The organism is Streptomyces sp. NPDC012474 (genome assembly GCF_042955185.1).
GTDB classification, from domain to species: domain Bacteria; phylum Actinomycetota; class Actinomycetes; order Streptomycetales; family Streptomycetaceae; genus Streptomyces; species Streptomyces cahuitamycinicus.
The window spans coordinates 24088-39390 of sequence record NZ_JBIBEP010000017.1; the positions used below are offsets into that span (position 1 = coordinate 24088).

The following is a 15303-nucleotide window of genomic DNA, read 5'->3' on the forward strand; positions in this document are numbered from 1 at the left end:
GCGTGTTGCGAACTCTCAGGCGCCGGGCCACGGCCGCGGGGCTGTCCCTCGCCGCGGTCCTCGCCGGCTCACTGCTGGCGACCGGAACGGGCGCTCAGGCCCACGCCGCCGTCCCGGCGACGATCCCACTGAAGATCACCAACAACTCGGCCCGCGGCGAGCAGTTGTACATCTACAACCTCGGCACGGAACTCTCGACCGGCCGGCAGGGCTGGGCCGACGCGGCCGGCACCTTCCACCCCTGGCCGGCTGGCGGCAACCCGCCGACCCCCGCCCCCGACGCCTCGATCCCGGGCCCGGCCGCGGGACAGTCGGCCACGATCCGCATGCCGAAGTTCTCCGGCCGCGTGTACTTCTCCTACGGCCGGAAACTGGTCTTCAGGCTCACCACCGGAGGCCTGGTCCAGCCGGCCGTGCAGAACCCGGCCGACCCCAACCGGGACATCCTGTTCAACTGGTCGGAGTACACGCTCAACGACTCCGGCCTGTGGATCAACAGCACACAGGTCGACATGTTCTCCGCTCCCTACGCGGTGGGAGTGCAGCGAGCCGACGGCAGCACCGCGAGCACCGGCCGGCTCAAGCCCGGCGGATACCACGGCTTCTTCAACGCCCTCAGGGGGCAGCCCGGAGGCTGGGCCAACCTGATCCACACCCGCTCCGACGGCACCGTACTGCGCGCCCTGTCGCCGCTGTACGGCCTGGAGACCGGCGCCCTGCCGGCCGGCGTCATGGACGGCTACATCAACCGCGTCTGGCAGAAGTACTCCACCTCGACCCTGACGGTCACCCCGTTCGCCGACCGGCCCGGCACGAAGTACTACGGCCGGGTCTCCGGCGGCGTCATGAACTTCACCGACGGCTCCGGTGCCGTCGTCACCAGCTTCCAGAAGCCGGACGCCTCCTCCGTCTTCGGCTGTCACCGCAGGCTCGACGCCCCGAACGACCAGGTGCGCGGGCCGATATCGCGCACCCTGTGTGCCGGCTTCAACCGCTCCACGCTGCTGGTCAACTCACGTCAGCCCGACTCCGACGCCGCCGACTTCTACAAGGACAACGTCACCAATCACTACGCGCGCAAGATCCATGCGCAGATGGCGGACGGAAAGGCGTACGCCTTCGCCTTCGACGACGTGGGCCACCACGAATCGCTCGTGCACGACGGAAACCCGCGCCAGGCCTACCTCACGCTCGATCCCCTCAACTGACCGGTCCGACAACGCCGCCGGCTCCGCGAACCGAACGCGGTGCCGGCGGCTTCGCCGTTTCCACCTGCCGGCCCGCGCCCAGGCCGATCGGGTGACCACGAAGTTGGCTGTTCATCAGTTTTGAAATCAATTACAACTTTGCCATCTCTTGGTGTAGCTCGACAGGTGATTACGTGAGCCTCATTGGCATCACCTGTTTACCCCAACCCCTGCCAGAACAAGGGCCGTTGTGGTCACATCCCCCCCACGCACTGGTGAGAGGCACCGACGATGACGATGAACCACGCCCTGCGGTACGGCAGCCGTACGCTCGCGCTGGCGGCGACCGCACTCGGGGTGATCGCGACGGCGGTCCCGGCCGCCGCCGAGGAACAGCCCACCGCGGAACAGATCCTCGCCGACTGCGCTTCCGGAGAAGGCAAGTGCAGCTTCAATGCACCGCAGCTGGGCAAGGCCTACCTCGGTGAGCCCCGCCAGGTCTCCGATCTGCTCTTCAACTGCACCGACTCGCCCGCATCCCAGTCGATGTCATGGGCCGACACCGTCGGCTCGTCCCACTCGGTGGGTGGCTCGGTCACCGTGGGCGGCGGTATCGAGGGCATCATCACGGCCAGTGTGACCGCGACCTACAACTACACCTGGCAGAGCTCCCGCACGGAGACGAGTTCCTTCACCGTCACCGTGAAGCCGGGAGAAGTGGGCTGGATCTCCCGCGCCCAGGTCATGCAGCAGATATCCGGCACATGGCAGACCCACTACGACGACCGGAAGTGGGACCACTACTACTGGTTCGTGCCCGACACCGTCACCGGCCCGGCCCCGAACGGCACGGACGGCAAGCACAGCGCGGTCGTGGTCAAGTCCCGCAAGATGACGGCCGACGAGAAGAAGCTGTGCGCCGGCGGCTCCACCCAGGGCGAGGTCTTCACCCGCAGCCGCTGATCGGGCGGGCCCGCCTCGGCAGCCAGGCACGGTGACGAACCGGACCCGTCAGACGGCTCGCGTCCGACGGGGTGCCCGCGGCATCGTCAACTGCTCGCGGCGGCGGTCACCGTGGCGGGATCCACCCCGGTCAGTTCGACGATGCGGTGCGGTGCCACACCGGCGGCCAGCGCTCGTCCGATCAGGCCGTCCCGGCCGCCCGCGCAGTCGCGGTAGGCGAGCAGTTCCTCCTCGACCCGGGCCAGCGGCTCCGGTGCCATCCGGTGGCGGAGGCGGTTCAGCTCCTCCTCGCTCAGCGGGACGGGCAGCCGTTCCGCTCCCTCGGGCACGGCCGCCCTCTCCTCCGGCGGCAGCAGACGCAGGTGCGGCGAGGTCGGTGTGCTTCCCTGAGCGTCGAGCCAGGCGCGCACCGCGGGAGTCTCCATGCACGCGAGGTCACCGACGGCCGCCGGAACCACACCGAGTTGCGCGGACGCGTCGTCAAGCAGGAACAGGTAGGCGTCGTCGGTCATCCTCGGCTCCTTCTCACCAGGGTGCTGATCGACATCCCATTACCCCGCCGCGCCCGGAATACCGCCCGATCACCACCGACAGGGAAGTCCTCCGGATACGCGCGCTCACTCGGGGGCGGCGGCGCGACGCCGGGTCTCGGTGAGGTGGGTTTCCATGGACGAGGCGAGGACGAGCACGTCCCTGGACTCGTCGGCCGGCGGGCGGGGGTCCAGTCCACCTCGTCCTGGCTGAGAGGTGCCGGCCCAGGGATCACCGCGCAAGACTGCCACGCCCCCCGCCGCTCGGGGCCGCTTCCCATGGCCGGGGACCCGTGCCGTCCGTCCAGGCCTCCAGCGTCTCCCGGTCCACGCACACGATCCCGCACTGCCCGGCGTACTCCATCGCCGGCGCTGTGAAGTCACTCGTGCTGACCAGCACGGCTATGTCGGCCTCGTGCACGCTGAAGCACGTACCGCCGAAACGCTGCAGATCCTGTGAGCCGACCCGGTGGGACTCGCCGTACTGCTTGCACTGGATGACGACGCGGCGCCCGTCGGACGTCGCAGCCACGACGTCGGCACCCAAGTCCCCGGCGCCTCCCACGACGTCGACACCCGAGCAGCCGTCCCGTTCGCAGAGTGCCGCGATCGCTTCCTCGAACTCCTCCGGTGTCAGGGCGTCGTAGTCGACGACGGTCTCGGCGGTCGCCCGCTGACGGGGGACCGCCGGAGCCTCCAACTCCTCGGCCGCCTCCCTGGCCGCCTCGTCGAGTGCTGCGGCGGCCCGGCGTGCCACTCCCGCGACGCGCACCCGGCGCCGTAGGCCCAGACAACCCGCGACACCTGTCACCACCAGGACGAACACCCAGGCAGGACGCTGCTCGACGGTGCTCGCCGCCACGCGGGCGGCCAGGCCCAGGACACTCACGGCCACTGCGAGAAACACGAAGAACAAAGCCGTCGACCGGAGATCGAACCCGTACCGGCGGCGCCTCACGAACGGAGTGCGCTGTGGAGGCACTGTCACGACATCCCCCCTCCTGTGGGACCAACAGCAAGATCACTCCCACCGTGTTCCCGAGATCACCGGCTTCACCGCCACCAGCGCCCCGCGGTCCGCTCGCTCACGGACCCCGTGCGGCGTGTAGAGGCCGAGCATCCGTGCCCCGACGCCGTCGCGGCAGCCGGCTCGCGGAACGGGCGGCGGGCCGTTTCGGCCGGGGCTCCCGACCCCTCGGCAAGCGGCGCCAGGAAAAGTCGCAGCGACCCTGCACGTACGGAGGCGGGGAGATAGGGTCATCCGCATGGGAAACGTGCGTTCGACAGGGCCGACGGGCTTCAGGTAGCCCGCCAGGAGATACCTGGCGGTTGCTGCGATCGGAGTCCCGTGACCCGCACCGCCCACCACCTGCCCGCTTCACGCAGCCGCAGCGCACCCGACCGCTCGCCAGGAGATCCCTGGCGCTCCGTGATCCTCTACGACCTCAGGTACAGCGCGCGCACCCTCACCGATGCCGTACGACAGTCCAGACGGCCCCAACCTCGCAAGGTCCGCAGGACAGTTGCGATCTACTCGTTCCCCCGGCATCAGCGGGACCGCTCGGTGGCCGAGTGGTCAGCGACGGAGGAACGCCGGGCGCGGCAGCGGCTGCGAGCCCAAGTAGGCGCTCTCCTGCGGATGGTGAATTCCACCGCCGACGAACTCGCGCTCCGCGCGGTGGACACGATGGACATCGTGCCGGCGCGTCATCGGCGCGGCTCGCTCTGGCTCGCGTGACCGCCGACCCGCGTCGGAGCCGAAGCAGCCGGTCAGTCGATCGGGACGCCGGGGGCGAGGATGTGATGGGGGTCCAGGGCGTCCTCGGTGATGATCCCGAGCGCACCGACGGGCTGCGCACTCTCACTTGTGGTCGCGCAGGAAAGCGGGGATCTCGTCGCGAGTCGGACGGTTCGGCAGTGGTGCCGGCTTGTCCTGAAGGAAGGCGGTGATGACGGCGGCGGCACGGTCATCGTTGTCGTCCAGGCCGTTCCACATGTGGTGTCCGACCCCCGGCATGACGTGCGTCCGCTGGACGGCGGGGTCTTTGGCGAGGATCTCGGTCGCCCATCGGCGGACCTGTGAGGAGCACTCGGCGATCATCAGCATCGCGGGGGTCCGGGACCGCTCGAGCCGCGGCGCGATGGAGGGCGAATCCCTGATCGTCTGCTGGACCCGGAGGCTGGCGGCGGCGCTGAACGAGAAGTTCTGGGCGGTGTCCTCGACGGGGATGCGGTGGGCGTCGCGCGCGCAGTAGGCGGACGCCGTGTCGCTGCCGAGGTCGGCGGCGGTGAAGGCGTTGTCGCCCTCGGCCTGCCCGATCAATCCGGTGTCGGGGGACAGCAGTCCGAGTCGCATGAGACCGAACGCCACGGCGTACCGGGGGAGGTGCGTCGAGCGCGGTCCGGTCATGGTCGGTGCCAGGTTCCGTGCGGACTTCCGTCCCTTGGGCCCCGTGATGCGCGCGGTGGGCCCGTCCATCGGCCCGGGATCGGCGATGACCGCCCGGTGCAGGCGTGCGGCGACGCTCGGCTCCGCCAGGGCTCGGGTCAGCACGACTCCGCCTGAGGAGAACCCGAGAACATCGACTTCGCCCTTGTCCAGGCGGTCCACGAAGGCGCCGAGGTCACGGACCGACCTGGAGATCGAGTACTGGTCCATGGGCAGCAGGTCACTCCGGCCACCGCCGGCCTGTTCGTAGGCGTAGACGTCGTGGCCCCGGCGGGCCAGGAGCTGGAGGAACCGGTGGTCGAGCACCGAAATGCCCCGCACCGGGCCGCCGTTGATGTACACGAGCGGGACGGGGCGCCGGGGGCCGGTGTCCGCGGGCGGGTAGTGGTACACCGCGACCCGGCTGCCCGTGGCCAGGCTCCAGTGCTGCGTCGCGACGAACGGCAGGGCGGGCGGGTGCTGCCGTGTCGTCGGTACGGTCGGGACGCAGACCGTCGCCGTCAAGGCCGCCGCGACGACCACCGGCAAGAAGGTCAGCGACCGCGCCCGGCGGCTGCGGCGCCGCCCCCGCCATATCGCGAGGGCTGCCCCGACCCCAAGGGCCGTCAGCCATGCGGCCCAGCCCGAGCCTGCCCCGTCGGTGAGGGCGATCAGTGCGACGAAGAGGACGACCAGAGCCGCCACGGCGGCCAAGGCCGGCAATAAGCGCCCCGTGGCGCGGACGAGACGTGGGACGGACATGGGCACGACGGACCTCCATGGGTTTGATAACGCTGTTTCAAAACGACGTTATCAGAGGAGGTAGGCTGTCGGTCGTGGGTAGGCCGAAAACGAACGACCACGCCGTCAGAGAGCGGCTCGTGGCGTGTGCGACCGAGATGCTCGCCACGCGTCCGCGGGAAGCGGTCACCGTCCGGGCCGTGGCCGCCGCTGCCGAGACGTCGACAACGGCGGTGTACTCCCTGTTCGGCGGCAAGGACGGATTGATCGGCGCGGTACGTGACAGAGCCGTCGCCGGCCTGTTCCAGGAGGTCTCGGCGGTGCCGGCCTCCGCGGATCCTCTGGCCGACCTCTTCGCGCTTGCCGTCGCCTACCGTCGCTGGGGGCGCGGCCACAGCCACCTGTACACGGTGCTGTTCGGCGGTGTGCAGTCCTTCGACCCGTCGGGCGAGGTCGGTGTCGACGACCCGATCCGCCCGCTCCTCGCGGCGATCGATCGCGCGGTGGCGGAATCCGTCCTCGCCGGCGAAGCGACGTCGATCGCTCTGTCCGTCTGGGCGGCCATGCACGGACTCGTGACGCTCGAACTGGCCGGTGCCCTCGACGCCGCCACCGCGGAGGCCGCGTTCCGGTCGACGATGCACGCCACGCTCCGCGGGTGGACGACCCCTGCGGTGTTCACCAGCCTGCGCCGAGCTGAGCCCGCTCCCTGACGGAGCGGACGCGGGCGCGCTCGGGCCCGGACCCCGGTGGCGTTCAGGCGGTGCGATGGATCAGGACGACGTGGTCGGTGGCCTCTGCGGTGCGCCCGTCCGGTCCGGCGACGATACGGTGGGGCGGGTCGGCCCGCTCGACGGTCCATGTCTCCGGGTCGAGGTCGATTCCGGCGGTGACCTCCCGCGGCCCCGAAACCGTCTCGGTGAGGCGGGCGTTGGGCCGGGAGTCTCGGCTGCCGACCGGGCCGCGTAGACGCCGTCCCAGAAACGCGAGCGCTTCGGTGGCGCTCATCAGGCCTCCTTGCGTGGCCAGACGCTCAGTCTCGCCACGCGCCCAACGCGCCCAACGCGCGGCACGCGCGGCACGGGGTCTTGCCGACACGGCAAGGCCGGCCCTGTGCGGTCGAGGAAACGGCCGTGCCCCCGGCCGAGGATGTGTCCCTGGGCCGGGGGCGGCTGCCGCCGCGGGCGTCAGCCGGAGAAGGGGACCGCGTCGGCCGGGTCGGCGTGCCAGTTGGTGGCGACGGGCCGGTCGACCGTGGCGGTCTCGGGGAGCGTGAGGGTGACGGCGTTTGATTCGTCGCCCGCGACGGCGAGGTGGAGGAAGTCGAACTGCCTGCCGTGGTCGTCGTTCGTGGTCTTGGGGTTGATGCCGGCGTAGGCGGCGGTGGAGCCGGACAGAGTGACCCTCTCGCTGACAGCGTGCTCGGCCGGCGACACCTCGGTGTCGGCGGCGGAGCCGAAGGAGGCGGAGGGGAAGACGCCTTCCAGGTAGCAGGTCACGCCGGACTTGGCCTTGGCGGTGACGAGGAAGTAGCCGCCCGCCTGCGTCTTCGAGCTGACCTTGTAGGTCAGGTCCTTGGTCACGCAGGCCCGCACGGCGCTGCTTCGGCTGTCGGCAGTGGCCGAGGCGGTCGCGGTGGCGGTGACGGCCACAGCGGCGAGCGCGGCCAGGGCGAGGCGGGCGGACGGGGCGGTGAAGCGCGAGCGCATGCGAGATCTCCAGAGTGCGAAGTGGGTTGTCCGGCGAGCCGCTCGGACGACCTCAGCCTGTTCCGCGATGCGTCCCGGCCGCCACGGCAGCCGGTCACTTCGGGACGCCGGAACGCTGGAACGGGTGCTGACCAGGACAAACGCCGGCAGCCTGGAACGGCATGCCGGGATGCGAAGGGACACTGGCCCCTCAACCGTCCGCGTACCGGGCGGCCATCGCGGCGGCGCGGTCGCGCAGGGAGGTGCGCAACGCCCCTGGAGTGAGGGCTTCCGCGTCCGTGCCGAGCTGCCACAGCGCCCACTCGGCGTGCCGTAGATCCTGGAACGTCACCTCCAGCCGCAGCCGGCCGTCGGTGTCGAGCTCCGCGGTACGGACGGCCACCGCGCTGTTCAGCAGTTCTTCCCGACGCTCCGGGTTCACCCGGACCAGCACGGCGATGTGGCCGCTGGACAGGAACTGTGCACTGCGCTCCCGCCAGATCCGGTCCAGATCGACCCGGTCGGGCCGCTGCGCCGGTTCGGGGAGTTCCTCGGCCGCCAGCACCCGCGAGAGCCGGTAGGTGCGGTCCGCGCCGGATCTCGTGGCCAGCAGGTAGCCCCGGTCGCGCACGGTGACCAGGCCTATCGGGTCCACCGTCCGCCACCGCGGTGACTGGTCCGTGGCCGCGTAGTGGATGCGCAGCTTGTGTCCGGCGAGCACCGCGCGCCGGATCTTGAACATGGTCGCGTCGGGGACCTCCTCGGTGACCACCCGGCGTGAGAGCAGGTCGGTCTCCGGCTCGACGAGAAAACGCCGGGCCGCGTCGCTCGCGGTGGCCTGATGGCCTTCCGGCAGCGCGTCGACCACCTTGCGCATGGCCGACGCGAGGGCCGAGCCGAGGCCGAACACCTGCTCGCCGCGCCCCGATCCGGCGGTCAGCAGGGCAAGGGCCTCGTCGTGGTTCAGGCCGGTGAGCTCGGTCCGGAAACCGGGCAGCAGCGCGAACCCGCCGTGCCGGCCGCGTTCGGCGTAGACCGGGACGCCGGCCGCGGACAGCGCCTCGATGTCGCGCAGCACCGTGCGGGTGGACACCTCCAGTTCGCGGGCCAGCGTGTCCGCGGTCAGCCGACCGCGCTGACGCAGCAGCAGCACCAGCGAGACCAGCCGATCAGCGCGCATGCGAGGACCTTAACGAATACATGACCAAGGGTGTCGTGATTCGTTGGAAGGCTCTTCAGCAGCGACGTCGACGACGGTGGCAACCGCGCCGTTGGACGTACGCACTCCCCATGACCCGAATGGAGCGGATGTGGCAGTGGAAAGAACGCCGGTCAACCCGGTGACGTGGTCGGCCGAGATGGGGTTCAACCAGGGTGAGGTCGTCTCCGGGCACACCCGGACCCTGTACTGCTCCGGACAGACCGCGATGAGCGGCGACGGCGAGCCCCGGCACGACGGTGACATGGCCGCGCAGCTGGCGCTCAGCCTCGACAACCTGGAGGCCGTGCTCGGCAAGGCCGGCATGTCCCTCGCGAACCTCGTCCGGCTCAACGTCTACACCACCGACGTCGATCTTCTCTTCCCGCACTACGGCGTGCTGGCGTCGCGGCTGGGCGCCGCCGGGGTGGCACCGCCCACCACGATGCTCGGGGTGACACGGTTGGCCGTCCCGGGCCTGATGGTGGAACTTGAGGGGACCGCCGTCGCGTGATGCGACCTCGCCGCTTGTGCTGCTCGTGCCGGCCGCACCGGCACGAGCAGTGAGCAGATGGGTGGGCCGATGCTCAAAATGGTGACGATCGGCGTCTACGGCTTCGACCGCGCCTCGTTCCTGCGCCGACTGCGGCACGCCGACGTCCGCCGCCTGCTCGACGTACGTCAGCGCCGCGGCGTCCGCGGACCCGAGTACGCCTGGGCGAACTCACTGCGGCTGCAAGCGGCCCTCGCCCACGCCGGGATCGCCTACGAGCATCACCCCGAGCTCGCCCCGACCACCGAACTGCGCCACCTCCAGTACGCCGAGGACGACCGCCAGGGGGTCGGCAAGCGCTCCCGCCGCGAACTCGCCGCCGAGTACACCCGCCGCTACACCGCCGAGATCCTCGACCATGCCGACCTCACACCGATCCTGTCGGTGCTGCTCGACGGCGGCACCGCGGCGCTGTTCTGCGTCGAGAGCGATCCGGGAGCATGCCACCGCTCGCTGATCGCCAGGCGACTGGCCGAGCGGCACCACGTCACGGTCGAGCACCTGCGCCCGTGGTGAGGCGAGCCGGGTGCCGACGGGGTGGGCTTCATGAGCCCGGCCCGTGCCCTGCCCGCGACGTCGACCGGGTGTCAGCCACCGGTCAGGGTGCGTCCGAGGAGGGGAAGCAGGTCGTCCCAGTGGCGTTGGAGTGCGGAGGGATCGAAGGCGTCGGTGTCGGACATCGTGAAGCCGTGGACCGTGCCGGGATAGATCTCGGAGATGTAGGTGACACCTGCGGCATCCAGCGCACGGTTGAGCTCGCCGAGACCCTCGGGCGTCAGGTCGGACTCGGCATGGCCGAGATGGACCTCGGCGGTGAGCCCGGACAGGAGGCGGTGCAGCCCTTCGGGCCCGTCGACCGCGACGGGCCCGTGGAACCCGGCGACGGCGGCCACCCGGTCGGGGTGGGCCGCGGCGGTGCGCATCGCCAGGAGTCCGCCGATGCAGTAGCCGGTCACCGCGACCGGTCCGGCCCCGACCTCGGGCCGGGTGGTGAGGAACTGGAGGTAGGCCTCGGCGTCTCGCAGGACTCGTTCGGTGCCGTGCGCCTCGATCATGGGCATCAGCCGGGCGAAGACCGCGGGCCGGACCTCTTCTCCGATGTGCTCGGGGAGTTCGATCAGCGGTGCCGGGCCGTGCCGGTAGAAGACGTTGGGGACAAGCACGTAGTACCCGTGCCCCGCGAGTTCGCAGGCCATCTCCCGCAGCACGGGCCGGATGCCGAAGCCGTCCGGGTACATCAGCACCCCGGGGTGCCGTTCGCCGTCGTCGGGATGGGCGGCGAAGGCGTCGGCCCGGCCGTCCTCGGTGGGGATCAGCAGTGTCTGGGTGGGCAACATCGTCCCGTCGTGAAAGCTCAACTGGCGTTAGTGGCACTAACGTTCCTGGCTCGGCGAACGTACATCGTCAGTGGGACCAATACAACGGACAGGGTCGGGGCCGTGATCAGAGCCGCAGCAGCCGCCGACCTGCCTGATGACGGCGCGCTCAAGACGCCCGACCGGCTGCGTCGGCGGGCCGCCGACTGCTGTCGCACCTGACCACGCGGTCGGACCGGCTGATCGCCGACGGGTTGACCCGGGCCGACGCCCGCAAGTGGCACTGCGCCGTGCTCGCCCCGCTGCAGGAGTACGGGCCGACCGGCCAGGCGGAGCTGAGCGGACGCTCCGGCATCACCGCAGCGACATGGTCGGGGTGCTGAACGAACCGGCCGGGCGCGACCTCGTCGAGCGGGCGCCGGATCCCGGCGACCGGCGCCGCAACGTCATCACTCCACCCGGGGCCGCCACCTACGCCGCCTGGACGAGGTCCTGGACGACCTCCAGGACCAACTCCTCGCACCACTGAGCCGGGCCGAACGCGACCAGTTCGTGCTGCTGCTCACTCGCTTGCTGGAGCACCACACCCGGGGCTCCTCAGCCGCGTTGAGCCCGAACGCGGCGGGTCTCCCCGGGCGCTCGTCCCCGGAAGGCGGTGTGCCAGGATGCTCGGCATGTCTGGTCGTGCGCTGAGCTTCGGAGGGGTCGCGGAAGCCTACGAGCGGTTCCGGCCGGGGTACCCCGTGGAACTGTTCGCGATGGTGATGGCGTACGCGGGCCGTCCGGTCCCCACTGCCCTCGAGATCGGTGCCGGGACGGGCAAGGCAACCCGGCTGTTCGCTCAACAGGGAATCGCGGTCACCGCGACCGAGCCCGACGGGTCCATGCTCGCCGAGCTGCGCAAGCACGTGCCGGCGAACGTCGCAACGGTGCGAGCCGCGTTCGAGGACCTGCGGCCGGGGGAGCGGTACGGGCTGGTCTACGCGGCGGCAGCGCTGCACTGGACGAACCCGGAGGGCCGGTGGCCACGCATCGCCGCGCTACTGGAGCCGGGGGGCGTGTTCGCCTCGTTCGGCGGGCCGTTCCGACCGGCCGACGCGGCCGTGCAGGAAGCCGTTGGCGCGGCGAGGGCACCGTTCCTGGAGAGCGACGAGATTCCGTCCCCCGACGGGACCCCTCCGGATCATGAGATGCAGTGGCCCGGCAGCGAGCTGCAACGGTCCGAGTGGTTCACCGACGTCCGACAGGCCGTGATCGAGCGGCAGGTGACGATGACCGCCCACGACTACGTCGGGCACCTTTCGACCGTCTCGGCCTATCTCGTCCTGCCGGCCTCGGCGCGAGAGCAGGCGTTCAGCCGGATCAGGCAGGTCCTCCCGGACACGGTCGAGATGACCGCCGACCTCACCGTCCATCTCGCGCGTCGGCGCCACGAGGACTGATCACGGCACCACCTTCGGCCTGGCCGCCCGGACGCCCGCCCCCTGGGCCGAGTCCGTCGCAGAACCCGGGGGACGGAAGAGCACAGCTGATAGCCTGCGATCTTCGCCGGTCATCCGGTCGGAGTCCCCCCGGCAGGTCGCCATGTCTCGCCACCGGCAACAGCTCGCGACAGCGCTCGACGCCCTCGATCGCGCCTTCGCCTCTGAAGGGCCCTTCGCCGTCACCGGATGCACTCACTGCTACGGCGACCAGGACCTGGCCGCGCTCTCCGGACCGCTCGACCTGATAGCCGACGACCTGCTGTCCGCCGTCGCGGCGGAGGTCCCCAGCCACTGGGACGACTTCCCGCGTCTCTACCGTCGCCTCGCCCCACGCATCGTCCGCCTCGCCGTCACCGGCAGGCTCCATGTCGACGAGAACCTCATCGCATCGCGCCTGGTCGCAGCGGGGTGGACCACCTGGGACGCGCCGCTGACCAGCGCACTTCACGAGGTCTGGGCCGCTTGGTGGCAAGCTGCCCTGCACGCCCGTCCCGGTCCCGTCTCCATCAGGGAGATCCTCAGCCTCATCACCGTGGCCACCGGTGCCCTGCGCCCCTGGCTGGACATCTGGACCGACACCCGCACCGAGACGGCCGACACGCAACTGGCCGAACTCGTCGACGACGTGCTGGTCGAGTACGAGATCACCGAGCTGCGCATGGGCTTCTACGACGAGTACGACGCCTCCGCCGAGCTGCTGAGCTGGCTCCTGACCGAGGTGCGCGACCGTGCCGACGACGCCCGCCTCGACGAGCCGTACCTCGTCGACACGATGCGGGAAATCGGCGAGGGCTGATAGGCGGCACGGATCGGGGTACCTGCGTCGGCATGGCTACCGAAACCGATCACGCCGAATCCGTACGAGCCCTGCGGCAGCTGCGCCGGATGCGCACGTTCTACGCCGGGGGCGCCGCCCTGTGGGCCGTGTCGGCCGGGTCGGCCGGGTGGGACGACCCCGGCAGCAGGCAGATGTGGATTTCCGTGGTGTTCCTGGTGGTCTTCGCCGCGCTGCTGGGCATGACGTCGATCTGGCTGAGGCGTCAGCGGGCCGACCACTCGGCCGAGCCCGTGCACCACGCCGCTCCCCGCAGGCCGGCTTGGCGTCGCCACGCCAACGCCTAGGCGTGCTGTCACGGCACAGCACACCTAGGACGGACGGAAGTCGCCCGGGCGGTCGCGGCGGAGTTCCTCGTACCGTTGGGCGTAGGCGTCGAGTGCCTGGTGAATCGTGCAGCCGAACGTCTCGCGGATCGTCGCGATCGCGGCGATGCTCCGGTGCGCCAGGATGTCGTGGTCCACGCTCGCGGGCAGTCGGTCCATGAGCGCGAGGCTACCGGGCGGTCAGTGGAGGGTGGGGCGGTAGACCAGCTCTTGGATGTGACCGTCGAGCGTCCGGTTCCCGACCAGCTCCAGGTCGAAGTCCGCCGCGTCCTGGAAGATCCGGTCCAGCCCGGTCCGGCCGGTGATGACGGGGAAGAGCGTCACCTGCAGGCGGTCCACCAGTCCGGCCGCCATCAGCGCGCGGTTCAGCGACAGGCTGCCGTGGGAGCGCAACGGCACCGCGGACTCCTCCTTGAGCCGGGCGACGACCTCGACGGCGTCACCGCTCACGACCGTCGCGTCGGGCCAGTCGAGGGGACCTTCCAACGTCCTCGACACCACCGTCGCCGGCAGGTTCCGCATCCGCGTGACCCATGGGTCGCGCACGTCGGATTCCTCGGTGCTCGCAGCCAGCATCTGTGCGAAGGCCCGGTACGTGTTGGCCCCGAAGACCATCCGCTGCTCCTCGCCGTAGAGGGCGAGGCGGTGGTCGAGCAGCTCGGGGCCTTGCTTGCCCCAGTAGCCGGTCCAGTCGGCGCCGGCGGCGCCGTAGCCGTCGAGGCTGGAGAAGACGTCGAAGGTGTAGGTGGCGGCCATGTGGCTCTCCTCGCGTGCGGTCGACCGGCGGGACGGACGGGCGGTCTTCTTGGGATGCGTTTCGGTGACCGTCGCACCCATGGACCCGACGCGCTCCCGAAACTCATCGCTCTGCCCACCACACGTGGCCCACAACCGCTCGAAAGGCGGAGACAGAGGGACCTGATCAGGGCATGATTCCCACCGTGCATGGAGGCAGGGGACACGGCGGTCAGGGGCGGTACGCCCTGACGGAGTCGGAGCACGGCCACATCTGGGGGGTCTGTGCCGAGGTGGAGGGACTGTTCAGGGAACCCAGGCGCGCGACCTACGAACTCTTCGGCTGGGTGCCGGACGGTGCGGCGGTGCGTGGCTGGGTCGCATGCCGGGTGTGGCTGGTGCCGGAGGACAGGACGACCGACCCCTGGCTGCTGGAGGACGCGGAGAGCCTCGGTCAGCGATCGCGAACGGATGCTCTGGTGCTCACGGGCGTGGACGACTACATGGGCCCTCCGGAGGGATACCGGGCTCCGGTCCGTCTGCACGACGGGTACCGGTGGCTGGGCTCGTGCCGGGAGTTCACGCGCGTCCTGCCGGAAGAGCAGGCCGCTCCCTCGCTCGTCCTGCGGGGCCTCTCGCCGGGTGACCGGCTGCGGCAGGCACTGGCGAAAGGCACCCGGCGCGCACTGGATTTGGACGAGGCCTGGCTGGAGATCCGGGACGACAGCGGCGAGCCGCTCACCGACCGGCTGCTGCGCCCCAGGGTCCGTGCGTGGCGCCGGTCCTCCCACGGGCCGGATCTGATCGACCTGGAACTCGGCGACGAGCTCGGCAGACCCGTCCCCGGATACGCCCGTCCCGTCTGGGACCGCTGGCTCGTTGGCCCGCCGGAAGCCCCCGGCGCCTGGGCCGGCCTGGATACCCGGCAACGCGAGGCCTGGCTCGAACTCGTCCGCGAACGGGGCTGCCGACTCCAGCACCGGGACGGTCCGGCGGGACAGCTGTACGAGCTGGACGGCCGGCACATCACCGACGAGCCGAGCCTCTACCTGGCACTCGGCGAGGCCGTCAACGGGCCGGGAGGATACTTCGGCGGCTGCGTGGACGCCCTCGAGGACTGCCTCCGGGGCAATTTCGGGTACACCGGCCCCGCCACCCTCCGTTGGCGGGACGTCGCAGCCGCCCGCGAACATCTCTCCCACGTCCTGAACCCAGAGGGCGAACCGTACGACCTGGTCTCCCTGGTGCTCGAAGTCCTGACCGAGGGCCGGATGCGTGTCACCTTCGCCTGAATGCGGGTCAGCTCACAACTCACCGGC

Annotated in this window: 19 protein-coding genes; 10 read left to right on the forward strand and 9 right to left on the reverse strand. The window is 70.6% G+C overall.

Going from position 1 to position 15303, the window contains the following annotated elements:
• Positions 1 to 2 precede the first annotated feature (2 nt).
• Positions 3 to 1208 (forward strand): beta-1,3-glucanase family protein, encoded by a 1206-nt coding sequence (locus tag ACFY9S_RS30300; RefSeq protein ID WP_391134441.1) that lies wholly within the window; start codon positions 3 to 5, stop codon positions 1206 to 1208.
• 270 nt (positions 1209 to 1478) lie between these two features.
• Positions 1479 to 2150: a hypothetical protein gene (locus tag ACFY9S_RS30305; protein ID WP_391134444.1), complete on the forward strand. Its 672-nt coding sequence runs from the start codon at positions 1479 to 1481 to the stop codon at positions 2148 to 2150.
• An 86-nt stretch (positions 2151 to 2236) separates the two neighbouring features.
• Here the strand turns inward: ACFY9S_RS30305 and ACFY9S_RS30310 are convergent, their stop codons facing one another.
• Together ACFY9S_RS30310 and ACFY9S_RS30315 are read right to left on the reverse strand one after the other, a co-directional pair.
• On the reverse strand, positions 2237 to 2662 hold the full coding sequence (locus tag ACFY9S_RS30310) for a DUF6003 family protein (RefSeq protein WP_391134447.1): 426 nt from the start codon (positions 2660 to 2662) through the stop codon (positions 2237 to 2239).
• A gap of 250 nt (positions 2663 to 2912) precedes the next feature.
• Positions 2913 to 3668 carry a restriction endonuclease gene (locus ACFY9S_RS30315; protein ID WP_391134450.1) on the reverse strand — a complete coding sequence of 252 codons (756 nt, stop codon included), beginning with the start codon at positions 3666 to 3668 and terminating at the stop codon, positions 2913 to 2915.
• 360 nt (positions 3669 to 4028) lie between these two features.
• On the opposite strand from ACFY9S_RS30315, the gene ACFY9S_RS30320 reads away from it, so the two are divergent.
• Positions 4029 to 4418, forward strand: a complete 390-nt coding sequence (locus tag ACFY9S_RS30320) for a hypothetical protein (protein ID WP_391134453.1) — start codon at positions 4029 to 4031, stop codon at positions 4416 to 4418.
• A 123-nt stretch (positions 4419 to 4541) separates the two neighbouring features.
• Here ACFY9S_RS30320 and ACFY9S_RS30325 read toward each other — a convergent pair whose 3' ends face one another.
• Complete coding sequence (locus ACFY9S_RS30325; RefSeq protein ID WP_391134853.1) at positions 4542 to 5813, reverse strand: alpha/beta fold hydrolase; 1272 nt, start codon at positions 5811 to 5813, stop codon at positions 4542 to 4544.
• Positions 5814 to 5944: 131 nt separating this feature from the next.
• Between ACFY9S_RS30325 and ACFY9S_RS30330 the strand changes: the two genes are divergently transcribed.
• A complete protein-coding gene (locus ACFY9S_RS30330) occupies positions 5945 to 6562 on the forward strand; it encodes a WHG domain-containing protein (protein ID WP_391134456.1) in 618 nt (205 codons plus the stop codon).
• A gap of 43 nt (positions 6563 to 6605) precedes the next feature.
• Here ACFY9S_RS30330 and ACFY9S_RS30335 read toward each other — a convergent pair whose 3' ends face one another.
• From ACFY9S_RS30335 to ACFY9S_RS30345, 3 genes are all read right to left on the reverse strand, one after another.
• The gene (locus tag ACFY9S_RS30335) at positions 6606 to 6857 is read right to left on the reverse strand and encodes a hypothetical protein (protein ID WP_391134459.1); all 252 of its coding nucleotides are present in this window, start codon (positions 6855 to 6857) and stop codon (positions 6606 to 6608) included.
• Between the two features lie 179 nt (positions 6858 to 7036).
• On the reverse strand, positions 7037 to 7558 hold the full coding sequence (locus tag ACFY9S_RS30340) for a DUF4232 domain-containing protein (RefSeq protein ID WP_391134462.1): 522 nt from the start codon (positions 7556 to 7558) through the stop codon (positions 7037 to 7039).
• Positions 7559 to 7748: 190 nt separating this feature from the next.
• Positions 7749 to 8717, reverse strand: coding sequence for a WYL domain-containing protein (locus ACFY9S_RS30345; protein WP_391134465.1), 969 nt, complete (start codon positions 8715 to 8717; stop codon positions 7749 to 7751).
• Between the two features lie 136 nt (positions 8718 to 8853).
• Between ACFY9S_RS30345 and ACFY9S_RS30350 the strand changes: the two genes are divergently transcribed.
• The gene (locus ACFY9S_RS30350; RefSeq protein WP_391134856.1) at positions 8854 to 9249 is read left to right on the forward strand and encodes a Rid family hydrolase; all 396 of its coding nucleotides are present in this window, start codon (positions 8854 to 8856) and stop codon (positions 9247 to 9249) included.
• 69 nt (positions 9250 to 9318) lie between these two features.
• Positions 9319 to 9804, forward strand: coding sequence for a DUF488 family protein (locus ACFY9S_RS30355; protein ID WP_391134468.1), 486 nt, complete (start codon positions 9319 to 9321; stop codon positions 9802 to 9804).
• Between the two features lie 71 nt (positions 9805 to 9875).
• Here the strand turns inward: ACFY9S_RS30355 and ACFY9S_RS30360 are convergent, their stop codons facing one another.
• The gene (locus tag ACFY9S_RS30360; RefSeq protein WP_391134859.1) at positions 9876 to 10622 is read right to left on the reverse strand and encodes a dienelactone hydrolase family protein; all 747 of its coding nucleotides are present in this window, start codon (positions 10620 to 10622) and stop codon (positions 9876 to 9878) included.
• Between the two features lie 656 nt (positions 10623 to 11278).
• On the opposite strand from ACFY9S_RS30360, the gene ACFY9S_RS30365 reads away from it, so the two are divergent.
• From ACFY9S_RS30365 to ACFY9S_RS30375, 3 genes are all read left to right on the forward strand, one after another.
• Entirely contained in the window at positions 11279 to 12046 is a 768-nt protein-coding gene (locus ACFY9S_RS30365) for a methyltransferase domain-containing protein (RefSeq protein WP_391134471.1), read from the forward strand.
• 142 nt (positions 12047 to 12188) lie between these two features.
• Positions 12189 to 12884: a hypothetical protein gene (locus ACFY9S_RS30370; protein WP_391134474.1), complete on the forward strand. Its 696-nt coding sequence runs from the start codon at positions 12189 to 12191 to the stop codon at positions 12882 to 12884.
• A gap of 32 nt (positions 12885 to 12916) precedes the next feature.
• Positions 12917 to 13210: a hypothetical protein gene (locus tag ACFY9S_RS30375; protein ID WP_391134477.1), complete on the forward strand. Its 294-nt coding sequence runs from the start codon at positions 12917 to 12919 to the stop codon at positions 13208 to 13210.
• 24 nt (positions 13211 to 13234) lie between these two features.
• Here ACFY9S_RS30375 and ACFY9S_RS30380 read toward each other — a convergent pair whose 3' ends face one another.
• Positions 13235 to 13408, reverse strand: a complete 174-nt coding sequence (locus ACFY9S_RS30380; protein ID WP_355835261.1) for a hypothetical protein — start codon at positions 13406 to 13408, stop codon at positions 13235 to 13237.
• A gap of 21 nt (positions 13409 to 13429) precedes the next feature.
• The gene (locus ACFY9S_RS30385) at positions 13430 to 14005 is read right to left on the reverse strand and encodes a dihydrofolate reductase family protein (RefSeq protein WP_391134480.1); all 576 of its coding nucleotides are present in this window, start codon (positions 14003 to 14005) and stop codon (positions 13430 to 13432) included.
• A gap of 173 nt (positions 14006 to 14178) precedes the next feature.
• On the opposite strand from ACFY9S_RS30385, the gene ACFY9S_RS30390 reads away from it, so the two are divergent.
• Positions 14179 to 15276, forward strand: coding sequence for a barstar family protein (locus ACFY9S_RS30390; RefSeq protein WP_391134483.1), 1098 nt, complete (start codon positions 14179 to 14181; stop codon positions 15274 to 15276).
• Positions 15277 to 15303: the final 27 nt, after the last annotated feature.

What these genes read in the sequence shown, in the direction of transcription:
- ACFY9S_RS30390 (WP_391134483.1), top strand. Translation starts at nt 14,179, where the DNA reads ATGATTCCCACCGTGCATGGAGGCAGGGGACACGGCGGTCAGGGGCGG.
- ACFY9S_RS30355 (WP_391134468.1), top strand. Translation starts at nt 9,319, where the DNA reads ATGCTCAAAATGGTGACGATCGGCGTCTACGGCTTCGACCGCGCCTCG.
- ACFY9S_RS30375 (WP_391134477.1), top strand. Translation starts at nt 12,917, where the DNA reads ATGGCTACCGAAACCGATCACGCCGAATCCGTACGAGCCCTGCGGCAG.
- ACFY9S_RS30370 (WP_391134474.1), top strand. Translation starts at nt 12,189, where the DNA reads ATGTCTCGCCACCGGCAACAGCTCGCGACAGCGCTCGACGCCCTCGAT.
- ACFY9S_RS30305 (WP_391134444.1), top strand. Translation starts at nt 1,479, where the DNA reads ATGACGATGAACCACGCCCTGCGGTACGGCAGCCGTACGCTCGCGCTG.
- ACFY9S_RS30380 (WP_355835261.1), bottom strand. Translation starts at nt 13,408, where the DNA reads ATGGACCGACTGCCCGCGAGCGTGGACCACGACATCCTGGCGCACCGG.
- ACFY9S_RS30365 (WP_391134471.1), top strand. Translation starts at nt 11,279, where the DNA reads ATGTCTGGTCGTGCGCTGAGCTTCGGAGGGGTCGCGGAAGCCTACGAG.
- ACFY9S_RS30310 (WP_391134447.1), bottom strand. Translation starts at nt 2,662, where the DNA reads ATGACCGACGACGCCTACCTGTTCCTGCTTGACGACGCGTCCGCGCAA.
- ACFY9S_RS30385 (WP_391134480.1), bottom strand. Translation starts at nt 14,005, where the DNA reads ATGGCCGCCACCTACACCTTCGACGTCTTCTCCAGCCTCGACGGCTAC.
- ACFY9S_RS30340 (WP_391134462.1), bottom strand. Translation starts at nt 7,558, where the DNA reads ATGCGCTCGCGCTTCACCGCCCCGTCCGCCCGCCTCGCCCTGGCCGCG.
- ACFY9S_RS30335 (WP_391134459.1), bottom strand. Translation starts at nt 6,857, where the DNA reads ATGAGCGCCACCGAAGCGCTCGCGTTTCTGGGACGGCGTCTACGCGGC.
- ACFY9S_RS30345 (WP_391134465.1), bottom strand. Translation starts at nt 8,717, where the DNA reads ATGCGCGCTGATCGGCTGGTCTCGCTGGTGCTGCTGCTGCGTCAGCGC.